Source organism: Bradyrhizobium sp. Kon10, from assembly GCF_055807395.1.
In genome coordinates, this window is sequence record NZ_JBVVOZ010000300.1 from 1 (window position 1) to 254 (window position 254).

At 60.2% G+C, this 254-nt stretch carries 1 pseudogene; it reads right to left on the reverse strand.

Going from position 1 to position 254, the window contains the following annotated elements:
• Window positions 1-254, reverse strand: a pseudogene (locus AC0L2O_RS37115) (gfo/Idh/MocA family oxidoreductase); the annotation flags it as partial.

Here is a 254-nt window from a genome sequence, read left to right on the forward strand (position 1 = left end):
CGATATCCCGGGGATAGAGGACGTTCTGGCTCTTCTTCAGGAAATGCCGGCCCTCGGAGATCAGGTCGAAGATTCGGACAGGGGTGATATCGGCGAAGTCAGGCAGTTCCTCCATCGCTGCCAGATAGGCCGGCGCGTAGCGGCGCATGTAGCCGACAAGGATCGTCTTGGCGTAGTTTGGCGTCAGCGCCAGAAGCTCGTCGATCTCGCGCACCGTCAGGCAGGCGGGCTTTTCCAGGAGGACATGCTTGTTC